Consider the following 19,427-nt stretch of genomic DNA (forward strand, 5'->3'; position numbering starts at 1 on the left):
GCCCAAGGGCGATGGCAAGCGGGGTTTGACCATGAGCGGAACCAGCAAGTCGGCGATCTCCGGCGGCAGCGCGCTGACGGCCTTCGAGCCTTTCCCGACGGTGCGCGATCCGGCCATGCCGGAGCGCCAGGGGCTCTACGACCCGTCCTTCGAGAAGGATTCCTGCGGCGTCGGCTTCATCGCCGACATGAAGAACCGCAAGACCCACGCCATCGTCGAGCAGGGCCTGCAGATCCTGCACAATCTCGACCATCGCGGCGCCGTCGGCGCCGACCCCAAGCTCGGCGACGGCTGCGGCATCCTCACCCAGATCCCGCACCGCTTCTTCAAGGAGGAATGCGGCAAGCTCGGCATCGACTTGCCCGAGCCCGGCCAATACGCCATCGGCCAATTCTTCATGCCGCAGGACGCGGGCGACCGCGCTGTCTGCGAGGAGATCGTCGCCCAGACCGTCGAGGAGGAAGGTCTGATCTTCCTCGGCTGGCGCGACGTCCCGGTCGACAACGCCGACCTCGGCGAGGCCGTCAAGGAGACCGAGCCGACCCATCGCCAGCTCTTCGTCGGCCGCCCGGCCGAGATCACCGACGAGGACGAGTTCGAGCGTAAGGTCTTCGTCACCCGCAAGTCGGTTTCGAACAAGGTCTACAAGCGGCAGGACCGCGCCACCGCGACCTATTACCCGGTCTCGATGTCGGCCCGCACCATCGTCTACAAGGGCATGGTGCTGGTCACCCAGCTCGGCTCCTATTTCAAGGACCTGACCGATCCGCGCTTCGAGAGCGCGATCGCCCTCGTCCACCAGCGCTTCGCCACCAACACCTTCCCGTCCTGGCGCTTGGCCCATCCCTATCGGATGGTCGCGCATAACGGCGAGATCAACACGCTGCGCGGCAACGTCAACTGGATGGCGGCGCGCCAGGCTAGCGTCGATTCCGACCTGTTCGGGGCCGACATCTCGAAGCTCTGGCCGATCTCCTATGAAGGCCAGTCCGATACCGCTTGTTTCGACAACGCCCTCGAATTCCTGATCCAGGGCGGCTACTCGCTCGCCCATGCCATGATGATGCTGGTGCCCGAGGCCTGGGCTGGCAACCCGCTGATGGACGAGGAGCGGCGCGCCTTCTACGAGTACCATGCCGCCCTGATGGAGCCCTGGGACGGCCCGGCCGCCATCGCCTTCACCGACGGCCGCCAGATCGGCGCGACGCTCGACCGCAACGGCCTGCGCCCCGCGCGCTATCTCGTCACCGATGACGGCATCGTCGTGCTCGCCTCGGAATTCGGCGTGCTGCCGATCCCGGAGGAGAAGATCGTCGAGAAGTGGCGCCTCCAGCCCGGCAAGATGCTGCTGATCGATCTCGACCAGGGCCGCATCATCGGCGACGACGAGATCAAGACCTCGCTCTGCCTCGCCCATCCCTACAAGGACTGGCTGAACCGCACCCAGATCGTGCTGGAGGAGTTGCCGCCGGTCGAGGCGCGCGCCTCGCGCACCGACGTCGCCCTGCTCGATCGCCAGCAGGCCTTCGGCTACACCCAGGAAGACACCAAGATCCTGATGGCGCCGATGGCGGTGACCGGCCAGGAAGCCGTCGGCTCGATGGGCACCGATACGCCGATCTCGGCGCTCTCCTCGAAGTCGAAGCTGCTCTACACCTACTTCAAGCAGAACTTCGCCCAGGTCACCAACCCGCCGATCGACCCGATCCGCGAGGAGCTGGTGATGAGCCTGCTCTCCTTCATCGGGCCGCGGCCCAACATCCTCGACCTCGAGGGCACCTCGCGCCGCAAGCGCCTCGAGGTGCGCCAGCCGATCCTGACCAATGACGATCTCGAGAAGATCCGCTGCATCGGCCATTACGAGGATCGTTTCGACACCAAGACGATCGACATCACCTATCCGGCACGCGAAGGCGCTCCCGGCATGGAAGGCGCGATCGAGCGGCTCTGCGAGCGCGCCGAGGCGGCCGTCCATGGCGGCTACAACATCATCATCCTGTCGGACCGCCAGGTCGGCCCCGACCGCATCCCGATCCCGGCGCTGCTGGCGACGGCCGCGGTGCACCATCACCTGATCCGCAAGGGCCAGCGCACCTCGGTTGGCCTCGTGCTCGAATCCGGCGAGCCGCGCGAGATCCACCATTTCGCCTGCCTCGCCGGCTTCGGCGCCGAGGCGATCAACCCCTATCTCGCCTTCGAGACGCTGGAGGCGCTGTTCGAGGCCGGCGAGTTCCCCAAGGAGGTCGACCGCTACGAGGTGGTGAAGCGCTTCATCAAGTCGGTCGGCAAGGGCCTGCTCAAGGTCATGTCCAAGATGGGCATCTCGACCTACCAATCCTATTGCGGCGCGCAGATCTTCGACGCGGTCGGCCTCAAGACCGAGGCGATCGACAAGTATTTCGCCGGCACGATCTCCTCGATCGAGGGCGTCGGCCTGCCCGAGCTGGCCGAGGAGAGCGTGCGCCGCCACCGCGACGCCTTCGGCGACTCGCCGGTCTATCGCGACGCGCTCGATATCGGCGGCGAATACGCCTACCGCATCCGCGGCGAGGACCATGCCTGGACGCCGGAGAATATCGGGCTGCTCCAGCATGCCGTGCGCGGCAACGCCCTGGACAAGTACAAGGCCTATGCCGAGCTGGTGAACGACCAGAGCCAGCGCTTTTCGACCATTCGCGGCCTGTTCCGGATCAAGGATGCCGAGGCGATCGGCAACACGCCGATCCCGCTCGACCAGGTCGAATCGGCGGCCTCGATCGTCAAGCGCTTCTCGACCGGCGCGATGTCCTTCGGCTCGATCAGCCACGAGGCGCATTCGACGCTCGCGATCGCGATGAACACGATCGGCGGCAAGTCCAATACCGGCGAGGGCGGCGAGGAGCCGGAGCGCTTCGTGCCGCTGCCCGACGGCCGCTCGATGCGCTCGGCGATCAAGCAGATCGCGTCCGGCCGCTTCGGCGTCACCACGGAATATCTCGTCAACTCGGCGATGATGCAGATCAAAATCTCGCAGGGCGCCAAGCCCGGCGAGGGCGGCCAGCTTCCCGGCCACAAGGTCGATGCGCGCATCGCCAAGGTCCGCCACTCGACGCCGGGCGTCGGCCTGATCTCGCCGCCGCCGCATCACGACATCTATTCGATCGAGGATATCGCCCAGCTCATCTTCGATTTGAAGAACGTCAACCCGGCGGCCGATGTCTCGGTCAAGCTCGTTTCCGAGCTCGGCGTCGGCACCGTCGCGGCCGGCGTCGCCAAGGCGCGCGCCGACCACATCACCATTTCGGGCTATGAGGGAGGCACCGGCGCCTCGCCGCTGACCTCGATCAAGCATGCCGGCTCGCCCTGGGAGATCGGGCTCGCCGAGACCCACCAGATCCTGGTGATGAACAAGCTGCGCGGCCGCATCGCGCTGCAGGTCGATGGTGGCCTGCGCACCGGGCGCGACATCATCATCGGCGCGCTGCTCGGCGCCGACGAGTTCGGCTTCGCCACCGCGCCGCTGATCGCGGCCGGCTGCATCATGATGCGCAAGTGCCATCTCAACACCTGCCCGGTCGGCGTCGCGACGCAGGACCCCGTCCTGCGCAAGCGCTTCAAGGGCGCGCCCGAGCACGTCATCAACTTCTTCTTCTTCCTCGCCGAGGACGTGCGCGAGATCATGGCGAGCCTCGGCATCGCCAAGTTCGACGATCTCGTCGGCCGCTCCGACTGGCTCGACAAGAACCAGGCGATCGACCACTGGAAGGCCAAGGGGCTCGATTTCAGCCGCATCTTCCACAAGCCGGACGTCCCGGCGAGCGTGGCGATCCGCCATGTCGAGCTGCAGCAGCACCCGATCGACGCGGTGCTCGACCGCAGCCTGATCGCGCAATCGCAAGGCGCGCTGGAGAAGGGCGAGCCCGTCGTCATCGAAAGCCCGATCCGCAATGTCGACCGCTCGACCGGCGCCATGCTCTCGGGCGAGATCGCCAAGCGCTACGGCTATGCGGGGCTGGCGGAGGACACCATCCAGGTGAAGCTCACCGGTACCGCCGGCCAGAGCTTCGGCGCCTGGGTCGTCAACGGCGTCACGCTCGACCTCACCGGACAGGCCAACGACTATGTCGGCAAGGGCCTCTCGGGCGGCAAGCTGATCATCAGGCCGTCGCCGGCGGCGCGCGCCCCGGCCGAGCGCTCGATCATCGTCGGCAACACCGTGCTCTACGGCGCGATCTCGGGCGAATGCTATTTCCGCGGCGTCGCCGGCGAACGCTTCGCGGTGCGCAATTCGGGTGCGATCGCGGTGGTCGAGGGCACCGGCGACCATGGCTGCGAATACATGACCGGCGGCGTCGTCGTCGTGCTCGGCCAGACCGGCCGCAACTTCGCCGCCGGCATGTCGGGCGGCATCGCCTATGTGCTCGACGAGGACAAGAGCTTCGCCAAGCGCTGCAACCTCTCGATGGTCGATCTTGAGCCGGTGCCCGAGGAAGAGGAGCTGACCCAGCGCCTCTACCACCATGGCGGCGATCTCGAGTTCAAGGGCCGCATCGACGTGATGGCCAACATGTCCGGCTACGATGCCGAGCGCCTGCTCCAGCTCATCGCCGACCATCACCGCTATACCGGCTCGACCCGGGCCAAGGACATTCTCGACAACTGGGCCGAGTACCTGCCCAAATTCGTCAAGGTCATGCCGGTCGAGTACCGGCGGGCGCTACAGGAAATCGAGCGGGCGCAGGCCGGCATGTCGGTCGCGGCGGAGTGACAAGATGGGCAAGGTAACCGGCTTCCTCGAGATCGACCGCCGCGACCGGAAGTATCTTCCGGCTTCGGACCGGATCAGGAACTACAAGGAGTTCGTGATCCCGCTCGGCGTCGAGGCGACGCGCGACCAGGCGGCGCGCTGCATGAATTGCGGCATCCCCTATTGTCACAATGGCTGCCCGGTCAACAACCAGATCCCGGACTGGAACGACCTCGTCTACAACGACAAGTGGCGCGAGGCGCTGGAGAACCTGCACTCCACCAACAACTTCCCGGAATTCACCGGCCGCGTCTGCCCCGCCCCCTGCGAGGCGTCCTGCACGCTGAACCTCGAAGACACGCCGGTCACCATCAAGTCGATCGAATGCGCCATCGTCGACAAGGGCTGGCAGGAGGGCTGGATCCTGCCCGAGCCGGCGCAGGCGAAGACGGGCAGGAAGATCGCGATCATCGGCTCGGGCCCGGCCGGCCTCGCCGCCGCCCAGCAGCTCGCCCGCATCGGCCACGAGGTCCATCTCTACGAGCGCCAGGCGCGGGCCGGCGGCCTGCTGCGCTACGGCATCCCAGACTTCAAGATGGAGAAGTCCCATGTCGAGCGCCGCGTGAAGCAGATGGAGGCCGAGGGCGTCGTCTTCCATTACGGCGTCAATGTCGGCGTCGATATCGACCCGGCCGAGCTGCTCGCGAGCTATGACGCGATCGGCCTGACCGGCGGCGCCGAGAAGCCGCGCGACCTGCCGATCGAGGGCCGCGATCTCGCCGGCATCCAGTTCGCCATGGATTTCCTGCCGCAGCAGAACCGCCGCAATGGCGGCGAGCCGGCGACGCTGGCCAATGCCCAGCCGATCCTCGCCGGCGGCAAGCATGTCGTCGTCATCGGCGGCGGCGACACCGGCTCGGACTGCATCGGCACCTCGGTGCGCCAGGGCGCGCTCTCGGTCACCCAGATCGAGATCATGCCGCAGCCGCCCGAGAAGGAGAACAAGGCGCTGACCTGGCCGAACTGGCCGCTCAAGCTGCGCACCTCCTCCAGCCACGAGGAAGGCGCCGAGCGCGACTTCGCCATCACCACGCTGAAATTCTCAGGGACGAACGGCCAGGTCCGCAAGCTCCATTGCGCCCGCGTCGACAACGCGCTGAAGCCGATCCCGGGCACGGAGTTCGACCTCAGGGCCGATCTCGTCCTGCTCGCCATGGGCTTCGTCTCGCCCGTCCATGAGGGCCTGATCGAGAGGCTCGGCGTCACGCTCGACAGGCGCGGCAATGTCGAAGCCAACACGCTGGCCTACAAGACCTCGGTCGAGAAGGTCTTCGCCGCCGGCGACATGCGCCGCGGCCAGTCGCTGGTGGTCTGGGCGATCCGCGAGGGCCGCCAGATGGCGCACGCGATCGACAAGCACCTGATGGGCGAGACCATCCTGCCGCGGTGATGGCAGCCGTCATGGCCGGGCTTGACCCGGCCATCTCTTCCCCAGAGATCCTCGGGTCTGCGCTTCGCTACGCCCGAGGATGACGCGTTTCGCGCGTCAATTCCCCCTCGGCCAGCGATAATCGTCGATCCGGCCCGGCCTCGGCTCGGACGCGACGCCCTCGCCGAAGACCCGGTCGAGCTGGGCCGCCGCCTCGCCCCGGCCGCGCGCGTCCTGGATCGATGCGATCAGCGCCCGCTCGCCGGTCGCCGCGAGGCTGGACAAGGGCAGGATCGGCCCCGCCAGCGGCTTGCTTTGCAGCGACGCCCCGAGCCCGCTCAGCTCCGGCAGGCCGGAGACCATGCGGTCGATCATGCGTTCGATGCCGCCGGCCTGCAATTCGGGGCTGGTCGGCGCGCCCGTGCCGGGCGAGACCGGAAGCGCGATCAGGCTCTGGTCCGGGCCGCGCTCGATCAGCCGGCGGATCAGCACATCGACGAAATGCGCCGCCTTGCGCGCGCCGGCCCTGGTGAAATGGATGCCGTCGGCGGTCCTGAGCCGCGTGGTCTGGCCGGTGACGTCGGGGCCCATTGCGGTATAGCGGTTCTCGGCATCGACATAGGCGCCCCAGAGGTCGACATATTGCCCCCCCGCCCGCTCCACGCGCTGCCGGTAGAGGTCGTTGAGCGTGGCGAAATCGGCGGAGAGCCGCGCGTTCTGGACCGGCGGCAACCCGACCCAGATCAGCGGAATGCGCTTGGCGGCGAAGGCCGCGGCGATCGCATCGACCCGGTCGCGATAGAGCTCCAGCCAGCGCTCGCTCAGGGGCTCGTGGATCGTCTCGCCCTCGCGGATCGCCTGGCGGTCGTTGAGGCCGAGCATCATCGCAGCCGCGGTGATCTTCGTCTGGCCGGCCAGCAGCTCGCCGACGGCCTTGGACCAGTCGTAGAAATCACCGCGGACGAGCCCGGAATCGAGCTTCGTCCGGTGCAGGACGGCGACGTCCGGCCGGTCGTTCAGCGCTTCCTCGAGCCCGTCCGCGACGAGATTGCCGAGCGAATCCCCGAGCACCACGAGATGATGGGCGACATCCACCTTCGGGATGACGGGATCGTCGCGCACGATGACCGGCGCCGCCCGTCGCGGCTGCGCCACCGGTGCGACGCGCTGGCGTTGCGGCACGGCTCTCGGCAGCTGTTGCGGCGGCGCAATCCGCGAGAAGGGAAAGATGAAGCCGCGGCCGCGCTGGAGCGTCGGATCGCGCATCAGCATCGTGTCGTTCTCGGCAAAGGAGGACGGCCCGCCGGTCGCCAGCAGGAGCATGGCAGCACCCAGAACCATCATCAGCGAACGCAGACGCATCAGGCTCTCGATCCCAGCGCTATTCGATAGCGCTGGCCCCGATCATAGCGCAGGCGGGCGCATGAGTCAGCGCGAGGCGCGCATCCTGGCGAGCAGGGCCGGTGTCGGATAGCCGTCCGGGATCTCGCCTGCCCGCAGCTGATACTGCCGCACTGCCTCGCGCGTGCCGGTGCCGATGCGCCCGTCGGCGTCATGGCTGTAGAACCCGAGCGCCTTCAGCCGCCGCTGCAGATCCTTCGTCCCGGCCAGGTCGAGCCGCGGCGCCGAGACCGGCCAGTCGGCCTGGATCGCGGCCCGCCCCATGATCCGGTCGCCGAGATGGCCGACCGCCAGCGCATAGGCGTCGGAGGAGTTATAGGCCTTGATGACGTCGAAATTCTCGGTGAGCAGCATCACCGGGCCGCGGTGCCCGGCCGCATAGAACAGGCGCCCCGCGCCGGAGGACGGCAGGGCCCGGCCGTCGGCGCGACGCACGCCAGCCGCGCTCAAGGCCGAGAAGCTGGCCTTGTCGAGCTTGTGGTCGAAGCCCTGCGGCAAGGTCACCTCGATGCCCCAGGGCAGGCCGGCGACCCAGCCATGGCCCTTGAGGTAATTCGCGGTCGAGGCCAGCGCGTCGCTGGTCGAGCGCCAGATGTCGGCATGGCCGTCGCCGGTGAAATCGACGGCATACTTCATGTAGCTCGATGGCATGAACTGGGTATGGCCCATCGCCCCGGCCCAGGAGCCGCGCAATTCGTCGCGCTCGACATGGCCCTTCTCGATCAGCTCAAGCGCCGTCAGCAGCTCGTCGCGGAAGAAATCGCCGCGATAGCGGACCTGGGCCAGCGTCGCGAGCGAGCGGATGACGTCCTTGCTGCCGGTGAAGGAGCCGTAATTGGTCTCCATGCCCCAGACGCCGAGCACGATCTCCTTGGGCACGCCGTAGCGCGCCTCGATCTGCTGCAGGACGCCGGCATTCTCCGCCGCCGCGTCGCGGCCGCGCTGGATGCGCGTTCCGCCGACGGCGTTGTTCAGATAGCTCCAGATCGGCGCCGAGAACTCCGACTGCTTGCGCGTCAGCGCCACGATCGAGGGATCTGGCGATACCCCGCGAAAGGCGAGATCGAAGGTCTTGCGCGAGATGCCGCGCGCCTGCGCCTGCGGCCAGAGCCTTTGCAGGAAAACGTCCAGGGAGGGGTCGGCCGGGACCGGCGCCGCCGCTGCGGGCCGCACCGTGGGGGTGATCGAGCCCGTCGTCTGCGCGCAGGCCGGCATCAGGCTCAACGAGACCATGGCGAGGGCGGCGGTAAGATGGCGCATGGGCGAAGCTCGCTCACGGAGGACGGGACCAGAATGACCCGAACAACACCGCCCGAACAAGATTAACCATAGGTTAAGGCGATGCGAGTCAACGCGCGTTGCGCCGGCGCAAAATCTCTTCCCAGGCCAGGGCTTGCGTCACGATCTGCGTCAGATCGTCGTGCTCGGGCCGCCAGCCGAGCTCGGCGCGGATGCGGTCGGCCTTGGCGACCAGCGCCGCCGGGTCTCCGGCCCGACGCGGCGAGAGCTTGACCGGAAAATCCTGCCCCGAGACCTGCTTCACCACCTCGACCACCTCCTTCACCGAATAGCCGCGGCCATAGCCGCAATTCAGCGTCAGGCTTTCCCCGCCGGCGCGCAGGTGATCCAGCGCCGCCAGATGCGCCCGCGCCAGATCGGTGACGTGGATATAGTCGCGCACGCAGGTGCCGTCCGGCGTCGGGTAGTCGGTGCCGAAGATCTCGAGCCCGGCGCGCTGGCCGAGCGCCGCCTGGCTCGCGACCTTGATCAGATGGGTGGCATTGGCCGAGGACTGGCCGGAGCGGCCCTTGGGGTCGGCGCCGGCGACGTTGAAATAGCGCAGCGCGACGTAAGTCAGGCCGTGGGCGCGGGCGACGTCGCCCAGCATCCATTCGCTCATCAGCTTGGAGCGGCCGTAGGGATTGATCGGGTTGAGGCCGATCTCCTCCGGCACGGGCGAGACCGGTGGCTCGCCATAGACGGCCGCCGTCGAGGAGAAGATCACATGCTTGACGCCGCCGCGCACCGCGCTCTCGAGCAGCGCCCGCGTCTTCACCGTGTTGTTGTGATAGTAGCCGAGCGGGTCGGACACCGAATCCGGCACCACGATCTTGGCGGCGAAATGCGCGATCTCGCTGATGCCATGCTCGGCGATGACGCGCTCGACCAGGTCCTGGTCGCCCATGTCGCCCTGCACGAAACTCGCCTGCTCCGGCACGGCCCAGTCGAACCCGGTCGACAGATCGTCGAGCACGACCACGGCCTCGCCGCGGTCGACCAGCTCCAGAACCATATGGCTGCCGATATAGCCGGCGCCGCCCGAGACCAGAATCGCCATCGCATTCTCCTGCTGTTGTCGTCCCGGCATAGAACGGGATCACGACAGGTTGAACCAGCCTGATGAGTGCGGCTTCGCGATGGTTAAGCGCATCTGATCATGACGGCGTCGTAAAGCCACGGCATCGTTTCGGTCTTCGCGGCTGTTTTCGAGAAAGCCATTGACGATGCAGCAAGGCGAGATTGCTATCTGGTTGCCGGGCCGGCCCGTCTTTCGCCAGAATTGCGCGACAGCCTTGACCGGCCGATATTGAATGGGGCGATGCCGGCTCACGAATTCCGATGCCCTTCCGCCGTATACGTGCCAGCCGGCGCGCGAAATGGATTTTTCATGACGAAACGCATTCGCAAAGCCGTATTTCCCGTCGCGGGCCTGGGAACCCGCTTCCTTCCCGCCACCAAGGCGATTCCCAAGGAGATGCTGACCATCGTCGACCGGCCGGTCGTGCAGCATGTCGTCGACGAGGCCAGGGCCGCCGGCATCGAGCATTTCGTCTTCGTCACCGGCCGCAACAAGGCCGTGATCGAGGATCATTTCGACATGGCCTACGAGCTCGACGACACGCTCGCCAGGCGCAGCAAGACCCGGGAGCTGGAGGCGCTCAAGGCCGACCTGCCCGCCGCCGGCGCGACCAGCTTCACCCGCCAGCAGGCCCCGCTCGGGCTCGGCCACGCCGTCTGGTGCGCCCGCGACATCATCGGCGACGAGCCCTTCGCCCTGCTGCTGCCCGACATGCTGCACCACACCCATGGCAAGGGCTGCCTCGCCGAGATGATCGACGCCTTCGAGAAGCATGGCGGCAACCACATCGCGGTCGCGCCGGTGCCGGAGGACCAGACCCATCAATACGGCATCGTCGGCGTCGAGGATGTGAAGGCCAAGGTCTCGAAGGTGACCGGCATGGTCGAGAAGCCGCCCAAGGGCACGGCCCCGTCCAATCTCCACATCACCGGCCGCTACATCCTGCAGCCGACGATCTTCAACCTGCTCGCCAACCAGGAGAAGGGCGCCGGCGGGGAGATCCAGCTCACCGATTCGATGATCGCCCTGTCGCATCAGGAGCCGTTCTACGCCGTGCGCTTCGACGGCGACATCTACGATACCGGCTCGAAGATCGGCTTCCTCACCGCCAATATCGCCTATGCGCTCCAGCGCGGCGATCTCGGCCCACAGCTGCGCGAGGAGATCGCGCGGCTGGTGGAGGGCTGAGCGGCCGCGTAGGCGTCATTCCCGGACGAAGCGAAGCTGAGACCGGGAATCTCCTGCAGGAGATGCTCGGGTCGAGCCCGAGCATGACGCGAAGCGCCTCAGAACTGCAGCCTGAGGCCCACCTGCCCGACATTCGCGGTGTAGTCCGAGCCCGGCGCCGTCGAGTTCAGGCGCTCATGCGTGAAGCTCGCCCGGATCGCGACGGTGCGGGTCAGCCTGTAGTCGAGCCTGACGCCGAGGGTGGAGAAATCCTCGCGCAAGCCCTGCCCGTCATATTCGGTGCTCCCGAAGCTGCCGAAGCCGGTGACCGTGAGGTTGCGGCGCAGCGCATGCGCGATCTCGAGACTGGCGCGCCGTGCCGTGGTGCCGCTGCTGCCCGGAATCGTGGTGTCGCCGAGCTCGGAGGTGCCGCGCAAGGTGACCGTCGTCAGCGGCGTCGGCGTCCACAGGATCGCGGCATCGCCAATGAGCCCGCGCAGGTTCTTCAGCCGCCCGTCCTCGTATTTGCGGTCCTGATAGCCGACTGAGACCTCGCCGGTGAGCTGGCGGCTGATCTCGAAGGTCGAGCCGACGCGGGCGGTATAGCCGTTGGATGAGCGCATGAAGCCGTTCGAATCGGCGCGCTGGTCGAATTCCCGCTGGTCGATCTCGCCCTGCACGAAGGGCTTGAAGCCGGGCGTCAGCTCGTAGCCGGCGCGCAGGCGCAAGCCATATTGCGTCTGGTTGCGGTCGCGCTGGCTCAGCGTCGCGCCGCTGGTCAGCCGCGCATCCTCGTAGTCGAGCCGGTCGACCGAGCCGCGCAGCGTCAGCTGCAGCCGGTTGATGTCATGCGTCACTCCGGCCGAGCCGCCATATTGATAGGTCAGCGGCCGCCCGACGACCGGCGCGTTGAGATCGGGCGAGCCCGGCCGCTGCGTGTCGAGCCTGAACCGGCTCTCGAGCAGGATGCGGGTGTCGCGCGAGGCATCGAGCCGCAGGTCGAGATTGCCGTCGCCATCGGGCCGTGAGGCGTCGCTCTCGCGGAAGAACTCGCTATAGCCGCCGCGCAGCGAGCCTTTCAGCTCATGCACGTTCCAGTCGGACTGGATGCCGAGCTCGCCCTCGTGCCGGCTGAAGCCGGAGCCCTTGCTCGGCCCGGAGACGCGCTGCGGATTGCTGTCATAGCCGATCGAGTTCGTCACCGCCGGCTTGTAGATGACGTTGCCGAGCCGCAGGCCCAGCGGCGCGTAGGGATCCTCCTCGGCCGTTCTCCGGCGCGGCGTGGGCGGCGGCGGCTCGGGCGGCGGCGGCAGGCCGGTCACGTCCAGCTGCGGCGGGCGGAACTGGCGCTGGGTCACGCCGCGCAGATTGGGCGACTGGACGGAACGGCTGGCGCGCGGCGGCGCGCGCCGCGAGACCGCCGAGGCCTGGTTCCGGATCGGGGCGGCCGGGTCGCTGATCGAATCCGGAATCGGCGAGGCGGGGCCGGCAGTCGACTCGCTCGCCTCAGGTCGTGGCTGCGCCACATAGGCCGGGACCGTATTGCGCAGCGCCGGGCCGCGCGCCTGCTGCGCCTGCGCGTCGCCGACGACAGCCAGCGCCACGGCGAGGCACGCCGCGGCAACACCTGACAGGAGGACGGTCGTGACGCGACGGGACAAGAGGAGGCGAGGCTCCGCACAAAGGCCAGCGCGCGCCGGGATGGCGCGCATGGTTAACGGAGTTAGAACGAAGAGGGTTAACGTGCCGTCAATGCAGGGCTCTTCCCTTCTCCCCTTGCGGGAGAAGGTGGCAGCGCGCAGCGCTGACGGATGAGGGGTCACGCGAGATTTGCCGCGTTCGTCTGATCAAACACCCAACCGGAAAGAGTGGAGCGACCCCTCATCCGGCGCTTCGCGCCACCTTCTCCCGCAAGGGGAGAAGGGAAGCGGTGGATACCCTCGCCGCTCCTGTGCTAGAGCGCCGCCATGACAGCCGATATCCGCGCGTCCGCGCTCCGCACCATTGCCACCGAGCGCGCCGGGCTCGAGACGCTCCATGCCGCCCTCTCGGACGGGCTCGGCGCGCCCTTCGCCGCCGCCGTCGAGATGATCCGCGCCGCCAGCGGCCGCGTGGTCGTGACCGGCATGGGCAAATCCGGCCATGTCGGCCGCAAGATCGCCGCGACGCTGGCCTCGACCGGCACGCCGGCTTTGTTCGTCCACGCCGCCGAGGCGAGCCATGGCGATCTCGGCATGGTCCAGCCCGAGGATGTCGTCGTCGCGCTGTCCTGGTCGGGCGAGACGGCGGAGCTCGCCGCGATCGTCGCCCATACCCGGCGCTTCCGCGTCGGGCTGGTCGGCGTGACCTCGAATGCCGACAGCGCGCTCGGCCGCGAGGCCGATGTCGCGCTCGTCATCCCCAAGGCCGAGGAGGCTTGCCCGAACGGGCTGGCGCCGACGACCTCGACGACGATGCAGATCGCGCTCGGCGACGCGCTCGCCGTCGCCCTGCTCGAGGCGCGCGGCTTCTCGCGCCAGGACTTCTTCGTCTACCATCCGGGCGGCAAGCTCGGCGCCCAGCTCAAGACGGTCGAGAGCATCATGCATCGCGGCGAGGCGCTGCCGCGCGTCGGCCTCGACGCGGCGCTGCCCGATGTCGTCGCGATGATCTCGGCCAAGGGTTTTGGCTGCGTCGTCGTCACCGACCCCGACGGACGTCTCGCCGGCATCGTCACCGACGGCGACCTGCGCCGCAAGCTCGGCGCCGGCAGCCCCGCCGCCCTGCGCGCCCGCGACGTGATGAGCCCAAACCCGCGCCGCATCGCGCCCGACGCACTCGCCGTCGAGGCCCTGGAGATGGTCAACCGGCTGCGGATCACCGCGCTCATCGTCGCCGATGGCGAGCAGCGCCCGGTCGGGCTGGTGCATGTCCACGACCTGCTGACGCTCGGCGTCGCCTGAGTTTCAGGCTCCGGCTAGAGGCGGAATCCAGCCGTCACGCCGCCTGTTTCGGCACAGGTCCGACATAGACCGATTGCGGCCGGATCAGCCGCCCGCCGGCGATCTGCTCCTGTGCATGCGCGATCCAGCCGAGCGTGCGGCCCATCGCGAAGACGCAGGTGAAGCTGTCGGGCGGGAAGGACAGCGCCTCCAGCAGCAGCGCCGTGTAGAACTCGACATTGGTCTGCAAGGCCCGGTCCGGCTTGCGCTCGCGCAGGATCGCGATCGCGGCGGCCTCGACGGCCTCGGCATAGGCGAGCCGGCCCGAACTCGTGCCGAGCTTGCCGATGGCGCGCTTCAGCGCGTCGGCGCGTGGATCGCGCACGCGGTAGATGCGGTGGCCGAACCCCATCAGGCGATCGCCGCGCTGCAGCGCGGCCTCCAGCCAGGGCCGGGCGTTGGAAGCCTCGCCGATGGCGTCGAGCATCTCGATCACCGGCCCCGGCGCGCCGCCATGCAGCGGGCCTTTCAGCGCGCTCAGCCCCGCCAGCACCGCCGAGGCCAGCCCGGCCTGCGTCGACGCGACGACGCGGGCGGCAAAGGTCGAAGCGTTGAGACCGTGATCGCAGACGGTGACGAGATAGGCATCGAGCGCTGCCGCCTGCGCCGGCGCCACCGCCTCGCCGCCCATCATGCGCAGGATATCGGCCGCATGCGGCAGCGACGCGTCGGGCGCCACCGGCTTGAGTCCGCGCCGCGCCCGGATCACCGCCGGCGTGAAGACCGCCGGCGCCGCCAGAAGCCGCAAGGCGGTCGCGAGATCGTCGCCATCGGCCAGGCGCGCCATCAGCGCGCGCACGGCCTCGACCGGCGAGCGCGAGACGAGCCTACCATCGAGCGCCGCGACCTCCGCGAAGACCTCGACCCGGCTGCGGCTGAGCGCCGCCGCAAAGGCCTCGCCGGACGGCAGATCGGGAAAGAAGCCGTCGAGCATCAGCTCGGCGGCTTCGGCAAAGCTGGTGCGGCCGGCCAGTTCCTCGAGGCGATAACCGCGAATGATCAGGCGCCCGGCGGCACCATCCACTTCCGACAGCACGGTTCGTGCGGCAACGACATCTTCAAGCCCATCCGACATCGGACAACTCCTTCAGTGATGCCTTGAGAGTCGGATTCGCATCGGCTAAAATCAATCTTGATCAAAATAATCAATGTCTGGCGATGAGCGAATGGGTGACGGCGCAGGAGGCGATGACGCGGCTGCGGCTGAAGCCGCAGACTCTCTATGCCTATGTCAGCCGGGGCCAGATCGAGGCCAGGACTGACGCCGTCGATCCGCGCCGGAAGCTCTATCGCGCCGCCGATGTCGCCCGCCTGGAATACCGCAAGGCGCGCGGGCGGCGGGTCGCCACCATCGCAGAGGATGCGATCGCCTGGGGCGAGCCCGTACTGGCCTCCAGCATCGCGACGATTGCCCATGGCCGCCTGTGGTATCGCGGGCGGGACGCCGAGATTCTGGCGAAGGCCGCGCGCCTCGAGGATGTCGCGCGCCTGCTATGGGCCTGCGGCGATGCGCGCTTCCCGACCCAGCACGGCCCCATCCCGCCCGGCAACGGGCAGGAGCGGATGTTCGCGGTCATTGCCGCCCGCGCGGCAAGCGACCCGGTGATTGCCGGCCGGACCCCGAAGGCTTTGTATTTCGAGGCGGCCTCCGTGCTCGATGCCCTGGTCGATGCGATTGCCGGCAGCCCCGGCGAAGGCCCGATTCACCAGCGCGTCGCCTGCGCCTGGGGCTGCGACGCACGGGGCGCGGAGCTGATCCGCATGGCGCTCGTCCTGCTCGCCGATCACGAGCTCAACGCCTCGACCTTCGCGGTGCGCGTCACGGCCTCCACTCGCGCTTCGCTGGCCGCTTGCGTCCTCGCCGGGCTCTCGGCCCTGTCGGGCCCGCTGCATGGCGGCATGTCGCGGCGCGTCCGCGCCTTCCTCGACGAGGCCCGGCGCGACGGTGTGGAGAACGCCGTTCGGTCCCGCCTCGAAACCGGTGCGCCGGTGCCCGGGTTTGGGCACCCGCTCTATCCGGAAGGCGATCCCAGGGCGCGCTGCCTGCTCTCGGCCTTCGCCCTGCCGGCGGAGTTCGAGGAGGTTCGCCAGGTCAGCGAGGCGATCACCGGCGAGCTGCCGAATATCGATTTCGCGCTGACGGCCTTGGCTTCCTCGCTGCATCTCGATGACGACGTGCCGTTCCAGATCTTCGCCGCGGCACGCTGCACGGGCTGGATCGCGCATGCGCTGGAGCAGTTCCAGACGGGGCGCCTGATCCGCCCCCGCGCGCGCTATACCGGGCAGCAGCCGATGCTGGACGGCGAGGCCTGAACGAGGCCGCCCGGCGCGGGCGCCGTCACTCCCGCTCGTAAAGCAGCCGCGCCCGGATCGTGCCGTCGAGCGCTCGGATCTCGGCCAGGATCTCCTGCGCGTCGGTACCGATGCGGTCGGCCTCCATCACGACATAGCCGATCTCGCCGTCGGTCTGGTAGTTCTGGGCCGAGATGTTGACCTCGCGCCGGGCGAAGATGTCGTTGAGCCGCCGCAGCATGCCGGGCTCGTTGCGCTGGACATGGATGAAGCGCGTGCCGATCGCCCGCGGCGTCAGCTGCACCTGCGGAAAATTCACGGCGCCGACGGTCGAACCGATATCGGAATAATCGACCAGCTTGCGCGCCACCTCGGCCCCGATCCGCTCCTGCGCTTCCTCGGTCGAGCCGCCGACATGCGGGGTCAGGATCACGTTGGGCAGGCCCTGCAGCGGCGTGACGAAGCGCTCGCTGTTCGAGGCCGGCTCCTTCGGGAAGACATCGACCGCGGCGCCCGCGAGATGGCCGCTGCCCAGCGCCCCGGCAAGCGCCTCGAGATCGATCACGGTGCCGCGCGAATTGTTGATCAGGTAGCTGCCCTTGCGCATCGCGGCGATCTCGGCCTTGCCGATCATGCCATGGGTCGCCGGCGTCTCCGGCACATGCAGCGAGACGACGTCGCAGGCGCCGAGCAGCTGCTTCAGGCTGTCGACCGGCTCGGTATTGCCGTGGCGGAGGCGATCGGTGTGGTCGAAATAGATCACCCGCATGCCCATCGCTTCGGCCAGCGTCGAGAGCTGGCTGCCGATATTGCCGTAGCCGACGATGCCGAGCGTCTTGCCGCGCACCTCGAAACTGCCATTGGCCGACTTGTCCCAGCCGCCGTCATGGGCCGAGCGCGAACGGTCCGGGATGCGCCGGAGCAGCATGACGATCTCACCGATCGTCAGCTCCGCGACGCTGCGCGTATTGGAGAAGGGCGCATTGAAGACCGGCACGCCGCGCGAGCGCGCCGCCTGGAGATCGACCTGGTTGGTGCCGACCGAGAAACAGCCGACGGCGAAGAGCCGGCTCGCCTTGTCGAAGACCTCGGCGGTGAGCTGCGAGCGCGAGCGGATGCCGAGCACATGCACTTTCTCGACCGCCTTCATGAGCTCGTCGCGGTCGAGCGCCTTGGGCAGCCGGGTCATGTTGGTGTAGCCGGCCTGGACCATCAGGTCGGCGGCGGAATCGCTGATGCCCTCGAGCAGCAGGACGCGGATCCGGTCCTTGGGCAGCGACAGGCGTTCGGTCATGGTCATGGCGGCGATCAGGTTGCGGCGGAGGCTTCGCTATAGACCTCTCGCGCCGCCCTGGGCAGCCCCATTTCGCATTCGCGAGATGCGGGAGGGGACGCAGGGCTACGTTGGGGTCATCCCGGACAAGCCGCGCAGCGGCGCCGATCCGGGATCCATGCCGGAGCATATCCGGCTCTTGTTCAGGAATGGATCCCGGGTCTCCCTTCGGTCGCCCGGGATGACACGAGAAATGTCAGGCTTTCTCGACCACCAGCGTCGCGCCTTCGACGCGCACCACTTTGACCTCCGTGCCCGCCAGCAGCTCCGGCCCGGTGATTCGCCAGGAGGAATCGCCGACGCGGATGCGGCCTTCGCCGCCCGTCATCGTCGCCTCCAGCCGGTAGACCTTGCCGATGAGCTGGCGGCCGCGATCGTTCAGGCCCTGCGCCAGGTCCGGCTCGTCGGTCCGGCGGCGGGTCAGCAGGCGGCCGGCGATCACGCTGGCGATGGCGAGAGCGGCGAAGACCAGCGCCGCCGCCTGCCAGCCGAGATCGAAGAGCCCGACGACGAGCCCGGTCAGCAGCGCCGCCAGCCCGAGCCAGATCAGGAAGATGCCGGGCGCCATCAGCTCGCTGCCGATCAGCACGAGCCCGATGACGACCCAGCCCCAGCCGCCGAGAGATGCGAACCAGCCCAGCATGGCGATGACCTTACCCGCCCGTGCGGCCGGAGGCCGGCACCGAGCCGGCGCGCCGCGCCTCGACCGCGTCGTCGCCGAACACGGCCTTGGTCAGTTGCGCGATGCCGCCGACCGTGCCGGCCAGCGCCGCAGCCTCGATCGGCACGATCACAACCTTGCTGTTATGCGCGCTTGCCATCGCTTTCAGCGCGTCGGTATAGCGCTCGGCGATCAGGAAATTCGCCGCCTGGATGTCGCCCTTGCTGATCGCCTCGCTGACCATGGCGGTCGCCGAGGCCTCGGCCTGGGCCGAGCGCTCGCGCGCCTCGGCGTCGCGGAAGGCGGCCTCCTTGCGGCCCTCGGCGGCGAGGATCTGCGACTGCTTCTGGCCTTCCGCCTTGAGGATCTCGGCCTGGCGCAGCCCTTCCGCCTCGAGCACGGCGGCGCGCTTCTCGCGTTCGGCCTTCATCTGCCGGTTCATCGCCCCGGCGATATCGGCCGGCGGCAGGATGTCCCGGATCTCGATGCGGGTGACCTTGACGCCCCAGGGCGAGGCGGCCGCATCCATGACGCGCAGCAGCCGCTCGTTGATCTCGTCGCGATGCGAGAGCAGCTGGTCGAGATCCATCGAGCCGACCACGGTGCGGATATTGGTCATGGTCAGCACGACCAGCGCCTGGTCGAGCGACGACACCTCGTAGCTCGCCCGAGCGGCGTCGAGCACCTGGTAGAAGGCGGCGGCGTCGATCCTGACGCCGGCATTGTCCTTGGTGATTGCCTCCTGGCTCGGAATGTCGAGCACCTGCTCCATGACGTTCACCTTGTGCCCGATACGCTCGATATAGGGCACGATCAGGCCCAAGCCCGCGCCGAGCGTGCGCGAATAGCGCCCGAACCGCTCGACCGTATAGTTGTAGCCCTGTGGCACCGTGCGGACGCCGAGCGCGATCGTCAGGATGACGAGCAGCACCAGCACCACGACGACGATGTCGAAACCAAAAATTGGAACCATCTGGATTGCCCGCCTGCCGCCTGCCCTGATCGAAGCGTTCTAGGCCGCCCCGCTCCCAGCAACCTGACGATTGCGACAGGCGGATGCAAGCATGAGCTGCATCGC

Annotated in this window: 14 protein-coding genes; 5 read left to right on the top strand and 9 right to left on the bottom strand. The window is 68.2% G+C overall.

Going from position 1 to position 19,427, the window contains the following annotated elements; translation table 11 throughout:
• Positions 1-115 precede the first annotated feature (115 nt).
• Together gltB and ACTIF2_RS15575 are read left to right on the top strand one after the other, a co-directional pair.
• Positions 116-4,747: a glutamate synthase large subunit gene (gene gltB, locus ACTIF2_RS15570; RefSeq protein WP_465248472.1), complete on the top strand. Its 4,632-nt coding sequence runs from the start codon at positions 116-118 to the stop codon at positions 4,745-4,747.
• A 4-nt stretch (positions 4,748-4,751) separates the two neighbouring features.
• Positions 4,752-6,176 (top strand): glutamate synthase subunit beta, encoded by a 1,425-nt coding sequence (locus tag ACTIF2_RS15575; protein WP_439497999.1) that lies wholly within the window; start codon positions 4,752-4,754, stop codon positions 6,174-6,176.
• Positions 6,177-6,272: 96 nt separating this feature from the next.
• Here ACTIF2_RS15575 and ACTIF2_RS15580 read toward each other — a convergent pair whose 3' ends face one another.
• The 4 genes from ACTIF2_RS15580 to ACTIF2_RS15595 all read right to left on the bottom strand — a co-directional run bounded on the left by ACTIF2_RS15580 (position 6,273) and on the right by ACTIF2_RS15595 (position 10,167).
• A complete protein-coding gene (locus ACTIF2_RS15580; RefSeq protein WP_439498000.1) occupies positions 6,273-7,517 on the bottom strand; it encodes a DUF459 domain-containing protein in 1,245 nt (414 codons plus the stop codon).
• 66 nt (positions 7,518-7,583) lie between these two features.
• A complete protein-coding gene (locus ACTIF2_RS15585; protein WP_439498001.1) occupies positions 7,584-8,816 on the bottom strand; it encodes a lytic murein transglycosylase in 1,233 nt (410 codons plus the stop codon).
• A gap of 88 nt (positions 8,817-8,904) precedes the next feature.
• Positions 8,905-9,894 carry a UDP-glucose 4-epimerase GalE gene (gene galE / locus ACTIF2_RS15590; protein WP_439498002.1) on the bottom strand — a complete coding sequence of 330 codons (990 nt, stop codon included), beginning with the start codon at positions 9,892-9,894 and terminating at the stop codon, positions 8,905-8,907.
• A 39-nt stretch (positions 9,895-9,933) separates the two neighbouring features.
• Complete coding sequence (locus ACTIF2_RS15595) at positions 9,934-10,167, bottom strand: hypothetical protein (RefSeq protein WP_439498003.1); 234 nt, start codon at positions 10,165-10,167, stop codon at positions 9,934-9,936.
• Between the two features lie 57 nt (positions 10,168-10,224).
• Here ACTIF2_RS15595 and galU point away from each other — a divergent pair, with 57 nt between their 5' ends.
• On the top strand, positions 10,225-11,103 hold the full coding sequence (galU, locus tag ACTIF2_RS15600) for a UTP--glucose-1-phosphate uridylyltransferase GalU (RefSeq protein WP_439498004.1): 879 nt from the start codon (positions 10,225-10,227) through the stop codon (positions 11,101-11,103).
• A 98-nt stretch (positions 11,104-11,201) separates the two neighbouring features.
• Here galU and ACTIF2_RS15605 read toward each other — a convergent pair whose 3' ends face one another.
• Complete coding sequence (locus ACTIF2_RS15605) at positions 11,202-12,743, bottom strand: outer membrane beta-barrel protein (protein ID WP_439498005.1); 1,542 nt, start codon at positions 12,741-12,743, stop codon at positions 11,202-11,204.
• Between the two features lie 306 nt (positions 12,744-13,049).
• Between ACTIF2_RS15605 and ACTIF2_RS15610 the strand changes: the two genes are divergently transcribed.
• On the top strand, positions 13,050-14,024 hold the full coding sequence (locus ACTIF2_RS15610) for a KpsF/GutQ family sugar-phosphate isomerase (RefSeq protein WP_439498006.1): 975 nt from the start codon (positions 13,050-13,052) through the stop codon (positions 14,022-14,024).
• A gap of 34 nt (positions 14,025-14,058) precedes the next feature.
• Here ACTIF2_RS15610 and ACTIF2_RS15615 read toward each other — a convergent pair whose 3' ends face one another.
• A complete protein-coding gene (locus ACTIF2_RS15615) occupies positions 14,059-15,138 on the bottom strand; it encodes a citrate synthase/methylcitrate synthase (protein WP_439498007.1) in 1,080 nt (359 codons plus the stop codon).
• Between the two features lie 83 nt (positions 15,139-15,221).
• On the opposite strand from ACTIF2_RS15615, the gene ACTIF2_RS15620 reads away from it, so the two are divergent.
• Positions 15,222-16,376, top strand: coding sequence for a citrate/2-methylcitrate synthase (locus ACTIF2_RS15620; RefSeq protein WP_439498008.1), 1,155 nt, complete (start codon positions 15,222-15,224; stop codon positions 16,374-16,376).
• A gap of 25 nt (positions 16,377-16,401) precedes the next feature.
• Here the strand turns inward: ACTIF2_RS15620 and serA are convergent, their stop codons facing one another.
• From serA to ACTIF2_RS15635, 3 genes are all read right to left on the bottom strand, one after another.
• A complete protein-coding gene (gene serA, locus ACTIF2_RS15625) occupies positions 16,402-17,649 on the bottom strand; it encodes a phosphoglycerate dehydrogenase (protein ID WP_439498058.1) in 1,248 nt (415 codons plus the stop codon).
• 235 nt (positions 17,650-17,884) lie between these two features.
• Positions 17,885-18,331 carry an NfeD family protein gene (locus ACTIF2_RS15630; protein ID WP_439498009.1) on the bottom strand — a complete coding sequence of 149 codons (447 nt, stop codon included), beginning with the start codon at positions 18,329-18,331 and terminating at the stop codon, positions 17,885-17,887.
• A 10-nt stretch (positions 18,332-18,341) separates the two neighbouring features.
• Positions 18,342-19,322 (bottom strand): SPFH domain-containing protein, encoded by a 981-nt coding sequence (locus ACTIF2_RS15635; protein WP_439498010.1) that lies wholly within the window; start codon positions 19,320-19,322, stop codon positions 18,342-18,344.
• Positions 19,323-19,427 lie beyond the last annotated feature (105 nt).

The organism is Allobosea sp., from assembly GCF_051860145.1.
Lineage (GTDB): Bacteria > Pseudomonadota > Alphaproteobacteria > Rhizobiales > Beijerinckiaceae > Allobosea.

Bases quoted from the DNA above. Each gene is read 5' to 3' on its own strand.
- gltB (WP_465248472.1), top strand. From the start codon at position 116: ATGCCGGAGCGCCAGGGGCTCTACGACCCGTCCTTCGAGAAGGATTCC.
- ACTIF2_RS15575 (WP_439497999.1), top strand. From the start codon at position 4,752: ATGGGCAAGGTAACCGGCTTCCTCGAGATCGACCGCCGCGACCGGAAG.
- ACTIF2_RS15580 (WP_439498000.1), bottom strand. From the start codon at position 7,517: ATGCGTCTGCGTTCGCTGATGATGGTTCTGGGTGCTGCCATGCTCCTG.
- ACTIF2_RS15585 (WP_439498001.1), bottom strand. From the start codon at position 8,816: ATGCGCCATCTTACCGCCGCCCTCGCCATGGTCTCGTTGAGCCTGATG.
- galE (WP_439498002.1), bottom strand. From the start codon at position 9,894: ATGGCGATTCTGGTCTCGGGCGGCGCCGGCTATATCGGCAGCCATATG.
- galU (WP_439498004.1), top strand. From the start codon at position 10,225: ATGACGAAACGCATTCGCAAAGCCGTATTTCCCGTCGCGGGCCTGGGA.
- ACTIF2_RS15610 (WP_439498006.1), top strand. From the start codon at position 13,050: ATGACAGCCGATATCCGCGCGTCCGCGCTCCGCACCATTGCCACCGAG.
- ACTIF2_RS15615 (WP_439498007.1), bottom strand. From the start codon at position 15,138: ATGTCGGATGGGCTTGAAGATGTCGTTGCCGCACGAACCGTGCTGTCG.
- ACTIF2_RS15620 (WP_439498008.1), top strand. From the start codon at position 15,222: ATGAGCGAATGGGTGACGGCGCAGGAGGCGATGACGCGGCTGCGGCTG.
- serA (WP_439498058.1), bottom strand. From the start codon at position 17,649: ATGACCGAACGCCTGTCGCTGCCCAAGGACCGGATCCGCGTCCTGCTG.
- ACTIF2_RS15630 (WP_439498009.1), bottom strand. From the start codon at position 18,331: ATGCTGGGCTGGTTCGCATCTCTCGGCGGCTGGGGCTGGGTCGTCATC.
- ACTIF2_RS15635 (WP_439498010.1), bottom strand. From the start codon at position 19,322: ATGGTTCCAATTTTTGGTTTCGACATCGTCGTCGTGGTGCTGGTGCTG.